The organism is Ensifer sp. Root1252, from assembly GCF_001425885.1.
Taxonomy (GTDB): Bacteria; Pseudomonadota; Alphaproteobacteria; order Rhizobiales; family Rhizobiaceae; genus Ensifer; species Ensifer canadensis.
This window is the reverse complement of record NZ_LMDT01000009.1, coordinates 12,279-24,761: the sequence shown is the minus strand read 5'-3', so window position 1 is coordinate 24,761 and position 12,483 is coordinate 12,279. Positions and strand designations below refer to the sequence as shown.

Below are 12,483 nucleotides of genomic sequence, written 5' to 3'. Positions count from 1 at the left end.
TCTCAGGATGATGGAACGGTAACACGCTTTATTTTTTTATCAAACGGTAAAAGTTTGGCATCGAAATGCTGGGAAAGCCTTGCGATCCGGGGATTTGCTGCAGACCTGCCAAGCCATTGTTCTTGACTGCTGTTTGACAGGGCAGGGCAAATAGTGGCAGCAAATCAGAGCGGGATGAGGAAAAGTGTGTGCGGTTTTCCGCCCGCATCCCGCTCTAACTTAGGGGAAGCGATCGCGATGTTTTGAGTTGATTCGACCCAAAACATCGCGATCGCGGGGGAATGGAGAAGTGGCATGGCGCGACGGGCTGAGGCGAACAACAGGCTTGATGATGCTGCCCGCGCGGGCTGGTTATACTATGTCGCCGGCCGTACCCAGGACGAGATCGCCACGGTCATGGGCATTTCGCGCCAATCGGCCCAGCGGCTGGTTTCGCTTGCCATGGCGGAGCGCCTGATCAAGGTCAGGCTCGATCATCCGATTGCCGCATGCCTGGAGGCTGCCGAACGGCTTCGGGAAAAATACGAGCTAAAGCATGTGGACGTGGTTCCGAGCGATCCCGGATCGAGTTCGACCACGGTCGGCATCGCCGAGGCAGGGGCCGCCGAGATCGAGCGCTGGCTCAAATTAACCGAGCCCCAGGTTCTGGCGATCGGTACGGGCCGGACCCTGAAGGCGGCGATCGACCAATTGCCGGCGATGGAATGTCCGCAGCATCGCATCGTGTCCTTGACTGGCAATATCAGGCTCGACGGCTCGGCCGCCTATTACAACGTCATCTTTAGCATGGCCGATGCCGTCAAGGCGCGGCATTTCCCGATGCCTTTGCCGGTTCTCGCCTCCTCGCCGGAGGAGCGCGCGGTGCTGCACAGCCAGAGCCTCGTCCAGGTGGCGTTGAAGCTGGGCGCGGAGGCGAATGTCGCCTTTGTCGGTGTCGGCGAACTCGGCCCCGAGGCGCCGCTTTGCCAGGACGGATTTCTGTCGCAGGACGAGATGGGGCAGCTGACGAAGTCCGGCGCCGCAGGGGAAATCTGCGGCTGGATGTTTGACCACGACGGCGCATTGCTGGCGGGCAGTTTCAACGACCGTGTCGCCTCCGTTCCTCTGCCATCGCGCGACAATGCGTCGGTGATCGGGCTTGCCAAGGGGCGGCGCAAATATGAGGCGCTGAAGGCCGCGCTCAAGGGGCGGATCATCAACGGCATTATCACCGATGAGGCGACCGCCGCCTATCTGCTCAACGCCTGATCGCAGCGTTTCTGCTTGGGAAGGGCCGGCCATGCGCCGGCCCTTTGGCGTTCATATCACCACCTGCTGATAAAAAATCCGCAATCAAAACAGATTCATAACGGCTCTGGTTGCAGCGCAGCAACGAAAGCGGATTGACATTTTTTCACAAGAAGTGAGTAATTGCTCATGAGCAAGGCAAATGCTCAATTTCTTCTGGGAGGAAGTCGATGAATTTGAGAACTTTCCTGCTGAGCACGTGCTCGGCAGTCGCTCTGGCAGGTCTGGCCCAAGCAGAAACGCTGACCATTGCGACCGTGAACAACGGCGACATGATCCGAATGCAGAAGCTGGCGGATGAATTCACGTCCAAGAATCCGGACATTACGCTCGAGTGGGTGACACTCGAGGAAAACGTGCTGCGCCAGCGCGTGACGACGGATATTGCCACCAAGGGTGGCCAGTACGACATCATGACCATCGGCACCTACGAAGTGCCGATCTGGGCCAAGCAGGGCTGGCTTATGCCGCTCGACAATCTCGGCGCCGACTACGACGTCGACGACCTGCTGCCGGCGATCCGCTCGGGCCTGACCATAGACGACAAGCTCTATGCCGCACCGTTCTACGGCGAAAGCTCGATGGTGATGTACCGCAAGGACCTGTTCGAAAAGGCCGGGCTGACCATGCCCGACGCGCCGACCTGGGACTTCATCGCCGACGCGGCGCGCAAGATCACCGACAAGGGCAACGAAGTCTACGGCATCTGCCTGCGCGGCAAGGCGGGCTGGGGCGAGAACATGGCCTTCCTGACCGCAACCGCGAACGCCTTCGGCGCCCGCTGGTTCGACGAGAACTGGAAGCCGCAGTTCGACCAGCCGGAATGGAAGAACGCGCTCGACTTCTACGTCAAGCTGATGAATGACGCCGGACCGCCCGGTGCATCCTCGAACGGCTTCAACGAAAACCTGTCGCTGTTCCAGACCGGCAAATGCGGCATGTGGATCGACGCGACGGTTGCGGCCTCGTTCGTGACCAACCCGAAGGAATCGACGGTTGCCGACAAGGTGGGCTTCGCGCTTGCACCTGACACTGGCCTCGGCAAACGCGGAAACTGGCTCTGGGCCTGGAATCTTGCCATCCCCGCCGGTTCGCAGAAGGTGGCCGCGGCCGAGAAGTTCATCGCTTGGGCAACCGGCAAGGACTATCTGAAGCTCGTTGCCGACAAGGAAGGCTGGGCCAACGTTCCTCCGGGCACGCGCACATCGCTCTACGCCAACCCTGAGTACCAGAAGGCAGCGCCCTTCGCGAAGATGACGCTCGACTCGATCAATGCAGCCGACCCCAAGAACCCGGCCGTCAAGCCGGTGCCCTATGTCGGCGTGCAGTTCGTGGCGATCCCTGAATTCCAGGGGCTCGGCACAGCAGTCGGGCAGCAGTTCGCGGCGGCTCTTGCCGGTCAGATGACCGTCGACCAGGCGCTTGCCAGCGCCCAGCAACTGACCGAGCGTGAGATGACCAAGGCCGGCTACATCAAATAAGGCTCCCAAGGGCCCGGGGTGCCGGCCGCAAATGGTTGGCGCCCCGGTAATTCCTGGAGGCAGTCAAGGGGCCCACGCGGGTAAACGCGCTGGCCCGACCCGATCTCGAAACAGCGTTGAATTCCGTCATTTGGGGGGACGCCATGGCGACCTTGCACACCCGCTCCGCCGCGCGTTTGATGATCGCGCCCTCGGTGCTTCTGCTTCTGGCCTGGATGATCGTTCCGCTGGCCATGACAATCTACTTCTCGTTCCTGCGCTACAATCTCTTGATGCCGGGAATGGAGGAGTTCGCGGGCTTTTCGAACTACAGCTACTTCCTCACCGATCCCGCCTTCTTCCAGGCGATCTTCAACACGCTCGCCATCGTGCTGGGCGTGCTCTTCATCACCGTCGTCGGCGGCATTGCGCTGGCGCTTCTTCTCGATCAGCCGATGTTCGGTCAGGGGATCGTGCGCATCCTGGTGATCGCGCCGTTCCTGATCATGCCGACCGTCGCCGCGCTGGTGTGGAAGAACATGTTCATGAACCCGGTCAACGGGCTGTTCGCCTGGCTGGCCAAGCTCTTCGGACTGCAGCCCTTCGACTTTCTCGCCAATGCACCCCTGATGTCGGTGATCCTCATCGTCGCCTGGCAATGGCTGCCCTTTGCGACGCTGATCCTTTTGACGGCGCTGCAATCGCTCGATGAAGAGCAGAAGGAAGCAGCCCAGATGGACGGCGCCAGCGCCTGGAGCCGCTTCATCTATCTCGTGCTGCCACATCTTTCTCGTGCGATCACCGTGGTGATCCTGATCCAGACGATCTTCCTGCTCTCGGTCTTTGCGGAAATCCTGGTGACGACCAATGGCGGTCCGGGCACGCAGAGCACGAACCTCACCTTCCTCGTCTATGCGCAGGCCCTGCTGCAGTTCGACGTGGGCGGCGCATCCGCCGGCGGCATCATCGCCGTCATCCTCGCCAACATCGTCGCATTCTTCCTGATGCGCATGATCGGCAAGACGCTGGAGGCTTGATACCGATGGCACGCACTGTCTCCACCCAAAGAAAGATCGTCGTCACGGTCGTCGCTTGGACGATCGGCATCCTGATCTTCTTCCCGATCCTGTGGACGTTCCTGACGAGCTTCAAGACCGAGGCAGAGGCGATCGCCTCGCCGCCGTCCCTGTTCTTCTTCGACTGGACGACGGAGAACTATCATGAGGTCCAGAGCCGATCGAACTACTTCCTGCACTTCATGAACTCGGTCGTCATCTCCTTCGGCTCGACGCTGATCGGCCTGATCATCGCCATCCCGTCTGCCTGGGCGATGGCGTTCTCGCCGACCAAGCGCACCAAGGACGTGCTGATGTGGATGCTCTCCACCAAGATGATGCCGTCGGTCGGTGTGCTCGTGCCGATGTACCTGTTGTTCCGCAACACCGGCCTGCTCGATACCCGCACCGGCCTCGTCATCGTGCTGACGCTGATCAACCTGCCGATCATCATCTGGATGCTCTACACCTACTTCAAGGAAATCCCCGGCGAGATCCTCGAGGCGGCACGCATGGACGGAGCATCGCTGTCCAAGGAGATCATCTATGTGCTGACGCCGATGGCGATCCCGGGCATCGCCTCGACGCTGCTCCTCAACATCATCCTTGCCTGGAACGAGGCGTTCTGGACGCTGAACCTCAGCGCCGCGAAGGCGGCGCCGCTCACGGCCTTCATCGCCTCCTATTCGAGCCCCGAAGGCCTGTTCTACGCCAAGCTCTCGGCGGCCTCGACCATGGCGATTGCCCCCATCCTCATACTCGGCTGGTTCTCGCAGAAACAGCTCGTGCGCGGCCTCACCTTCGGCGCGGTCAAATAAGGGATACGACAATGGGAAACATTACACTCAGAAACGTCTCGAAGGTCTTCGGCGCCCATGCCGTCATCCCGTCGATCGACCTCAATATTGACGATGGCGAGTTCGTCGTCTTCGTCGGCCCGTCGGGCTGCGGAAAATCGACGCTGCTCAGGCTCATCGCCGGGCTAGAGGATGTCAGCGATGGTGAGATCGTCATCGACGGCAAGAACGCCACCGAGCTGCCGCCAGCGCAACGTGGACTTTCGATGGTGTTCCAGTCCTATGCGCTCTATCCGCATATGAGTGTGCGCTCGAACATAGGCTTCCCGTTGAAGATGGCGAACGAGGACAAGGCTGTCATCGACAAGAAGGTGGCCGACGCAGCGCGTGTGCTCAACCTGACCGACTATCTCGACCGCAAGCCTCGCCAGCTTTCCGGCGGCCAGCGCCAGCGTGTCGCCATCGGCCGCGCGATCGTGCGCCAGCCGAAAGCTTTTTTGTTCGACGAGCCTTTGTCGAACCTCGACGCAGCACTGCGCGTCAACATGCGGCTCGAAATCAGCCAGTTGCACCAGGATCTGAAGACGACCATGGTCTACGTCACCCACGATCAGGTGGAAGCCATGACCATGGCCGACAAGATCGTGGTTCTCAACCGGGGGCGCATCGAGCAGGTCGGCTCGCCGCTCGACCTCTATCACAAGCCGGACAATCTCTTCGTGGCGGGCTTCATCGGGTCGCCGCGGATGAACTTCGTTTCCGGTGCGCCGGCTACCGCCTACCAGGCGCACACTATGGGCATCCGGCCCGAGCATCTGGTGCTTTCAACGGAAAACGGCACCTGGGCCGGCACGGTCGGCGTTGCCGAGCACCTGGGCTCGGACACCTTCCTGCACGTCAACGTCGACAATATCGGAACGATGACCGCGCGTGTCAGCGGCGATTTCGCCGTCGCCCACGGGGACCGGGTGTTCCTGACGCCCGACGCCCAGCGCGTCCACAGGTTCGACGACAAGGGACTGGCAGTTCGATGAAACGTCTTCACGGGAAAAGCGCGCTGATCACCGGATCCGCGCGGGGTATCGGTCGTGCCTTCGCCGAAGCCTATGTGCGAGAAGGCGCCACAGTGGCGATTGCCGACATCAATCTGGCGCGGGCGCGTGAGACCGCATCGGAAATCGGCCCGAGCGCCTATGCCGTCGAGATGGATGTGACGCAGCAGAACTCCATCGACGCGGCGATCGCATCGGTTGTCACCGAGGCCGGTGGTCTCGATATCCTCGTCAACAACGCCGCGCTCTTCGATCTCGCGCCGATCGTCGAGATCACGCGTGAAAGCTATGACCGGCTGTTTTCGATCAATGTTTCGGGGACGCTGTTCACGATGCAGGCGGCTGCCAAACAGATGATCGCCCAGGGCAGGGGCGGCAAGATCATCAATATGGCGAGCCAGGCAGGCCGGCGCGGCGAGGCGCTGGTCGCCGTCTATTGCGCCACCAAGGCAGCGGTCATCAGCCTGACCCAGTCGGCGGGGCTGAACCTGATCAAGCACGGCATCAACGTCAACGCCATTGCGCCCGGCGTCGTCGATGGCGAGCACTGGGACGGCGTCGACGCACTGTTTGCCAAATACGAGAACCGCCCGCGCGGCGAGAAGAAGAGGCTCGCGGGAGCGGAAGTCCCCTATGGGCGCATGGGAACGGCCGAGGATCTCACGGGCATGGCGATCTTCCTCGCTTCTGCCGAGAGCGATTACGTCGTTTCGCAGACCTACAACGTCGATGGCGGCAACTGGATGAGCTGAGGCCCGTCTCCGGACGATGCCTCGATAAGGAAACGAGACCATGACGACCAAACTTTCTCTTGCCGCGCTCGACGCAGTGAAGGCCAAGGCCGGCGTGCCGAGCTACGATCGCGCCGATCTGAAAGCCGGTATCGTGCATTTCGGTGTCGGCAATTTTCACCGTGCCCATCAGGCCGTCTATCTCGACGATCTCTTCAATGCCGGGCACGACCATGACTGGGCGATCGTCGGTGCCGGGGTCCTTCCCTCCGATGAACAAATGCGGGCAAAGCTCGCGGCGCAGGATTTCCTGACGACGGTGGTCGAGCAGGACAACAACCGCACCGGCGCGCATGTGACTGGCGCGATGATCGACTATCTCAGGCCCGGCGACGTCGCTGGCATCGTCGCCAGGCTTGCAGACCCGGCGATCCGCATTGTTTCGCTGACGATCACCGAGGGCGGCTATTTCATCGATCCAGCCTCCGGCGTTTTTAATCCGACCCACCCGGCCATCGTTGACGATGCGCAAAATCCCGCCGCGCCGAAGACGGTCTTCGGTTTGATCGTTGCCGGTCTGAAGGCACGCCGCGACGGACAAATTCCGCCGTTCACGGTGATGTCATGCGACAACATTCCGGGCAATGGCGAGGTGACCCACGCTGCGGTTTCAGGCCTTGCCCGGCTGTTCGATCCTGATTTCGCCGACTGGATCGACGCCAATATCGCCTTTCCGAACGGCATGGTGGACCGCATAACGCCGGCCACGGGCGCACGCGAAATCGGCATCGTCGCAACCGATTACGAGATCGAGGATGGCTGGCCGGTGTTTTGCGAAGAGTTCAAGCAATGGGTGCTGGAGGATCATTTTCCGCAGGGACGCCCGGCGCTCGAAAAGGTCGGCGTGCAGTTCGTGCCCGATGTAGCGCCCTATGAGCACATGAAGATCCGCATCCTCAACGGCGGCCACGCGGCAATCGCCTATCCCGCAGCCCTGCTCGACATTCATTTCGTCCACGAGGCGATGGAGGAGCCGCTGATCCGTGATTTTCTCGCCAAGCTTGAGCATGACGAGATCATTCCGGTCATTCCGCCGGTGCCGAACACCGATCTCGGCGATTATTACAAGCTGATCGAGATGCGCTTTTCCAACCCGAAGATCGGCGACACGATCCCGCGGCTTGCACAGGACGGCTCCAACCGGCAGCCGAAATTCATCCTGCCCTCGACGGCCGACCGGCTGGCGCGGGGCGAAGACGTCGTCGGCCTGGCGCTGGTGTCAGCGCTCTGGTGCCGCTACTTCGACGGCACGACCGATAGCGGCAAGCAGATTGTCTTCAACGACCAGAACGCCGAACGGCTTCAGGCGGCAGCCCGTGCCGCAAGGCAGGATCCGACGGCTTTTCTGGCGCTGTCGGACATTTTCGGCGAGGTCGCCCAATCCGATCTCTTCCGCAAGCGCTTCACCCACGCATTGAAAACCCTCTGGGAAAAAGGTACGCGCGCTACGCTCCAGCTTTATCTGGACGGCAAGCTTACTGCATAATTCCTTAGAACGGGGCCCGATTTAAGGATGAAATTACGCAGCAATTCAAAGAGTTACAGCGACGTTGGCGCGTCTTAAAAGATGCGCGGCGCTGTAAGGGGTAGGGTGTTATGGCCGACGGCGCGTCCAGGTTGGTGATCTTCGATTGCGATGGCGTGCTGGTTGACAGCGAGCCGATCTCGCTCGAAGTCCTGGTCGACGTCCTGGCGGCGGCAGGCGTGTCGATGACCACGGAGGAGGCGACCGAACGGTTTCTCGGGCGCAGCCTGAAAAGCATGTCTGCCATACTTCACGACGAATATGGCCTGGCGACAGACGACGCCTTTCTCGAAGAAATGCGCACGCGGCTCTATCAGCGTTTCCGTACGGAGTTGCAGCCGATCGCCGGTATTCGCCGGGCGGTCGAAGACCTTGGCGTCGCCTGTTGCGTCGCCTCGTCCAGCCAGCCGGAACGCATCCGGCTGTCGCTGACCGTCACCGGTCTGATCGATCTTTTCGAGCCGAACATCTTCTCTGCAACGATGGTCAAACATGGCAAACCGGCGCCCGACCTGTTTCTGCTGGCGAGCCGGGAGATGGGCTATGCACCCAAGGATTGTATCGTCGTCGAAGACAGTCCGGCCGGCATCGAAGCCGCGCACGCCGCTGGCATGCGGGCCTTTGCCTTCGCCGGTGGCGGACATGCGCGCAGCGACCGTCATCGACAGACACTCGCCAAGCTCGACCCCGACGTGCTGTTTGACGACATGGGCGAATTGTTACAGTTTGTCCGCCAATAGTGCATAATTCCTCAAGTCGAAATCGATTTGATGGGAAAATTATGCGGCAGTTTCAAGATGTTGCAGCGTGCTGTAACGGGGACGGGGATCTCCATTGATGCGTGAATTCGTCGTTGCGGTCGATGTCGGTACCGGCAGTGCCCGTGCCGGAATTTTCGACCGGAATGGCAGGCTTCTGGCGCGTGCCGACCTGCCGATCGCCATGAACCGGCCGGAAGAAAATCATGCCGAACACGATTCGGAAGATATCTGGAGAGCTGTCTGCGGCTCGGTGAAAGCTGCCAGAGACAAGGCCGGCATCGCGCCGGAGAGCATTGCCGCCATCGGTTTCGATGCAACGTGTTCGCTCGTGGTGCGCGACCGGAGCGGCGCGCCGCTTTCCGTCAACCGAAAGGGCGAGGCGCGCTGGGACACAATCGTCTGGCTCGATCATCGGGCGCTGACGGAGGCCGATTTCTGTACCGCCACCGGACACCCGGTCCTCGATTTCTCCGGCCGCGTCATGTCGCCGGAGATGGAAATGCCGAAGCTGATGTGGCTGAAGCGGAATCTGCCTAGCCAATGGGAGAAGGCAGGCTTTTTCTTCGATCTCGCCGACTATCTCTCCTGGCGGGCGACCGGCAGTGCGGCGCGCTCGCGCTGCACCTTGACGGCGAAATGGAACTATCTCGCCCATGAACAGCGCGGTTGGCAGGCGGACTATCTCGCGCGGATCGGCCTCGAGGATCTGCTTGCGCGGGGCGGATTGCCGGAGGAAACGCAGCCGGTCGGAAGCTCGGTCGGGGGCTTGTCGGTGGAGGCTGCCGCCGAGCTCGGTCTTGATATCGGCTGCCAGGTGGCACCGGGTCTGATCGACGCCTATGCCGGGGCGCTCGGCGTGCTCGGCGGTTTTGCCGGCGAGCCGGAAAAGCTCGAGCGGCAACTGGCGCTGATCGCGGGCACCTCGAGCTGCATCGTTGCCTTCTCCAAGGATATGAAGCCCGGCTTCGGCATGTGGGGACCCTATTTCGAAGCGGTGCTGCCCGGCGCCTGGCTGATCGAAGGCGGCCAGTCGGCGACCGGCGCCCTGCTCGATCACATCGTGCGCATTCATGGCGGCGGCCTGGAGCCAACGACCGAGACCCACGGCCGGATCATCGCGCGCGTCCAGGAACTGCGCGTCCTGCACGGAACGCAGTTTGCCGAACGGCTGCATGTACTGCCGGATTTCCACGGCAACCGCTCACCGCTTGCCGATCCACACGGGCTCGGCGTCATCAGCGGCCTGCCGTTCGATTCGTCGTTCGATGCGCTGTGCCGGCTCTATTGGCGCACCTGCGTGGCGATCGCGCTCGGCATCCGCCATATCCTCGAGATGATGCGTGAGGTCGGCTACGAACTCGACACACTTCACGTCACCGGCGGCCACGTGCGCAATGCGCTTCTGATGGAGCTTTATTGCGACGTCACGGGTTGCCGGGTCGTAGCACCCGATGCGCCTGACGCCGTTCTTCTCGGAACGGCGATGGCGGCAGCCGTTGCCGGTCAGGTTCACGTCGATCTCGCCGTGGCCGGTGCGGCGATGGCGTCCGGCGGGCGCGAGCGGCGGCCGAACGACGCCATGCGTGACATCTACGATCGCGACTACCGCCGCTTCCTTGCGCTCTACCGCCATCGCGACGAACTGGACGCGCTGCAATAAAAAAATGATCGGCAAACGCGCAACTCCGGGAACCTTTGTTTGCGTCACGCATTTTATTTTCAGACCGGACGGTGGCGCGCATCGCCCCCAATGTGGCGCCGGAGGTAATCCGCCGGTTTACAACTCACACTCCCCCGGTGAGTTGAACAATGTCAGCCAGTGCCTTCCCTCGGCACTGGCTGTTTTGTTTCCAGCGCTTGCCATCAACGGGCATGCCAATCAGGACACCAGCGACGAAAGGCAAGGGCGGGCGACAGCAACAAGTGGACAAACAAAAGCCGGCGACCGAGGCCGCCGGCGATAGATGCTGTGTCGATGATCAGGCTGCGGCCTTCGTCGATTCGTTGAAGAACAGCGCCTGGCTGATCAGCGCCTTCACCATGTCAGGATTGAAAGGCTTCGTGACCAGGAAGGTCGGCTCAGGGCGTTCGCCGGTCAGCAGCCTCTCAGGGAAGGCGGTGATGAAGATCACCGGGATGGCGCTGGCCTTCAGGATATCGTTGACCGCATCGATACCGGAGCTGCCGTCGGCGAGCTGGATATCGGCAAGCACCATGCTCGGACGGGTCTTCTTATAGAGCGCGATTGCTTCGTCGCGGGTGCGGGCAATGCCGGTCACTCGGTGGCCAAGGCTCTCGACCATGTTTTCGATATCGATGGCGATCAGAGGCTCGTCCTCGATGATCATGATATCGGTTGCGACCTGTCGCGAGATTTCCTGCGAAGCGCGGTCGAGAAGGGAACCGATCTTGTCGTCGGTGACGGCAAGGATTTCGCTTGCTTCCTCGGGCCGGAAACCTTCGACCGAGACGAGAAGGAAAGCCTGGCGGGCAAGCGGCGAAACGTTTGCCAGATTGACCGAGGCGCGCTGCTCCCAGGCAAAGGGCGAAACCGGCTCGGGAACCAGCACCGACGAGGAGCCGAAGAGCGACGTGTAGAGGCGGAACAGCGCGACCCGGTCATTGCTGGCCTCCGGGAAAATGGAGGTATCGGCAATCAGGGCTTCGAGTACCGCGGCCACATAGGCGTCGCCTGATGTCTGCGACCCGGTCAATGCGCGCGAGTAGCGGCGCAGATAGGGCAGCAGCGGCGCGATCCGTGTGGACAATGTCATGGAGTACTCCCTCGAGAATATAATCTTGCAGTGATGCTCCAAAACGTTTCACGCAAAAAAAAGTTCCGGGAGGGAACATTTCATTTTTCAGACGCGTTAAGGCGGTAATGAACACCACAAGGCGACAGATTGACAATGAAGTATAAAACAGGGGCGGGGCGCACTTCCGGTACGACCTCATGGTCCGAAGACCCAAACACGCAGATCGCGGCCAAGTTAAAGGCGCTCTATCAGTCCGTTCAGGAAGAAGCGATACCTTCGCGCTTTCTCGATCTTCTGGAAAAACTCGACGCAGCCGAGCGGCAGTCGGTTCTGCAGGGAAGGGAGTGAGCGCCAGAATGTCGTCTGAAAAGAATGAGTTCAAGCGAGAGATGCTCGCCGCCCTGCCGAGCCTTCGCGCCTTTGCCATGTCTCTCATAGGTCGTCATGACCGGGCCGACGATCTTGTTCAGGACACGATCATGAAAGCCTGGGCCAAGCAGGACCACTTCCAGATGGGCACGAACATGAAGGCCTGGCTGTTCACGATCCTGCGCAACGAGCTCTACAGCCAGATGCGCAAGCGCGGACGCGAGGTGCAGGACAGCGACGGCCATTTCACCGAATCGCTTGCCCATCATCCGGAACAATATGGTTCGCTCGACCTGCAGGATTTCCGCCGGGCCCTCGAGACGCTGCCCCCGGACCAGCGCGAGGCGATCATCCTCGTCGGCGCGTCGGGTTTTTCCTATGAGGAAGCGGCGACGATCTGCGGCTGCGCCCTGGGCACGATCAAGAGCCGGGTGAACCGCGCCCGCCAGCGCCTTCAGGATATCCTCAAGGTGCAGGGCGAAAACGACTACGGTCCGGACGAAACGTCCGCTCCCATTACCTCACGGGCATTCGTTTCCTGATCCGACAGCTCTTTTTGGCCGCCAGAGCGTTGCAAATCGAGAGCAGCCCTGCTTTCACTGGCGGCCTGAACGTCTCCGCAGAAGAGCG

12 protein-coding genes are annotated in these 12,483 nt (G+C 61.1%); 11 read left to right on the top strand and 1 reads right to left on the bottom strand.

The genetic code is table 11. The annotated features are described in order from the left end of the window. The first annotated feature begins 294 nt into the window (after nt 1-294). The 9 genes from ASD02_RS11065 (at nt 295) to ASD02_RS11025 (ending at nt 10,388) form a co-directional block, all read left to right on the top strand. The gene (locus ASD02_RS11065; protein ID WP_025428107.1) at nt 295-1,248 is read left to right on the top strand and encodes a sugar-binding transcriptional regulator; all 954 of its coding nucleotides are present in this window, start codon (nt 295-297) and stop codon (nt 1,246-1,248) included. A gap of 209 nt (nt 1,249-1,457) precedes the next feature. Then, on the top strand, nt 1,458-2,768 hold the full coding sequence (locus ASD02_RS11060; protein WP_025428106.1) for a sugar ABC transporter substrate-binding protein: 1,311 nt from the start codon (nt 1,458-1,460) through the stop codon (nt 2,766-2,768). Between the two features lie 143 nt (nt 2,769-2,911). Beyond that, the gene (locus tag ASD02_RS11055; protein ID WP_025428105.1) at nt 2,912-3,784 is read left to right on the top strand and encodes a sugar ABC transporter permease; all 873 of its coding nucleotides are present in this window, start codon (nt 2,912-2,914) and stop codon (nt 3,782-3,784) included. 5 nt (nt 3,785-3,789) lie between these two features. Then, complete coding sequence (locus tag ASD02_RS11050; RefSeq protein WP_025428104.1) at nt 3,790-4,620, top strand: carbohydrate ABC transporter permease; 831 nt, start codon at nt 3,790-3,792, stop codon at nt 4,618-4,620. Between the two features lie 11 nt (nt 4,621-4,631). Next, nucleotides 4,632-5,633, top strand: coding sequence for an ABC transporter ATP-binding protein (locus ASD02_RS11045; protein ID WP_025428103.1), 1,002 nt, complete (start codon nt 4,632-4,634; stop codon nt 5,631-5,633). Beyond that, entirely contained in the window at nt 5,630-6,403 is a 774-nt protein-coding gene (locus ASD02_RS11040) for an L-iditol 2-dehydrogenase (RefSeq protein ID WP_025428102.1), read from the top strand. Before ASD02_RS11045 ends, ASD02_RS11040 begins: the two co-directional genes overlap by 4 nt. A gap of 40 nt (nt 6,404-6,443) precedes the next feature. After that, entirely contained in the window at nt 6,444-7,928 is a 1,485-nt protein-coding gene (locus ASD02_RS11035; RefSeq protein ID WP_025428101.1) for a mannitol dehydrogenase family protein, read from the top strand. 110 nt (nt 7,929-8,038) lie between these two features. Beyond that, entirely contained in the window at nt 8,039-8,707 is a 669-nt protein-coding gene (locus ASD02_RS11030) for an HAD family hydrolase (protein WP_025428100.1), read from the top strand. 97 nt (nt 8,708-8,804) lie between these two features. After that, the gene (locus tag ASD02_RS11025) at nt 8,805-10,388 is read left to right on the top strand and encodes an FGGY-family carbohydrate kinase (RefSeq protein WP_057206516.1); all 1,584 of its coding nucleotides are present in this window, start codon (nt 8,805-8,807) and stop codon (nt 10,386-10,388) included. A gap of 319 nt (nt 10,389-10,707) precedes the next feature. On the opposite strand, the gene ASD02_RS11020 is transcribed toward ASD02_RS11025, so the two are convergent. Then, on the bottom strand, nt 10,708-11,502 hold the full coding sequence (locus ASD02_RS11020) for a response regulator (protein WP_025428098.1): 795 nt from the start codon (nt 11,500-11,502) through the stop codon (nt 10,708-10,710). A gap of 135 nt (nt 11,503-11,637) precedes the next feature. Here ASD02_RS11020 and ASD02_RS11015 point away from each other — a divergent pair, with 135 nt between their 5' ends. Beyond that, nucleotides 11,638-11,832 (top strand): NepR family anti-sigma factor, encoded by a 195-nt coding sequence (locus ASD02_RS11015; RefSeq protein ID WP_025428097.1) that lies wholly within the window; start codon nt 11,638-11,640, stop codon nt 11,830-11,832. Between the two features lie 8 nt (nt 11,833-11,840). Further along, nucleotides 11,841-12,395, top strand: coding sequence for an RNA polymerase sigma factor (locus ASD02_RS11010; RefSeq protein WP_025428096.1), 555 nt, complete (start codon nt 11,841-11,843; stop codon nt 12,393-12,395). Nucleotides 12,396-12,483: the final 88 nt, after the last annotated feature.

Bases quoted from the DNA above. Each gene is read 5' to 3' on its own strand.
- ASD02_RS11065 (WP_025428107.1), top strand. From the start codon at position 295: ATGGCGCGACGGGCTGAGGCGAACAACAGGCTTGATGATGCTGCCCGC.
- ASD02_RS11060 (WP_025428106.1), top strand. From the start codon at position 1,458: ATGAATTTGAGAACTTTCCTGCTGAGCACGTGCTCGGCAGTCGCTCTG.
- ASD02_RS11055 (WP_025428105.1), top strand. From the start codon at position 2,912: ATGGCGACCTTGCACACCCGCTCCGCCGCGCGTTTGATGATCGCGCCC.
- ASD02_RS11050 (WP_025428104.1), top strand. From the start codon at position 3,790: ATGGCACGCACTGTCTCCACCCAAAGAAAGATCGTCGTCACGGTCGTC.
- ASD02_RS11045 (WP_025428103.1), top strand. From the start codon at position 4,632: ATGGGAAACATTACACTCAGAAACGTCTCGAAGGTCTTCGGCGCCCAT.
- ASD02_RS11040 (WP_025428102.1), top strand. From the start codon at position 5,630: ATGAAACGTCTTCACGGGAAAAGCGCGCTGATCACCGGATCCGCGCGG.
- ASD02_RS11035 (WP_025428101.1), top strand. From the start codon at position 6,444: ATGACGACCAAACTTTCTCTTGCCGCGCTCGACGCAGTGAAGGCCAAG.
- ASD02_RS11030 (WP_025428100.1), top strand. From the start codon at position 8,039: ATGGCCGACGGCGCGTCCAGGTTGGTGATCTTCGATTGCGATGGCGTG.
- ASD02_RS11025 (WP_057206516.1), top strand. From the start codon at position 8,805: ATGCGTGAATTCGTCGTTGCGGTCGATGTCGGTACCGGCAGTGCCCGT.
- ASD02_RS11020 (WP_025428098.1), bottom strand. From the start codon at position 11,502: ATGACATTGTCCACACGGATCGCGCCGCTGCTGCCCTATCTGCGCCGC.
- ASD02_RS11015 (WP_025428097.1), top strand. From the start codon at position 11,638: ATGAAGTATAAAACAGGGGCGGGGCGCACTTCCGGTACGACCTCATGG.
- ASD02_RS11010 (WP_025428096.1), top strand. From the start codon at position 11,841: ATGTCGTCTGAAAAGAATGAGTTCAAGCGAGAGATGCTCGCCGCCCTG.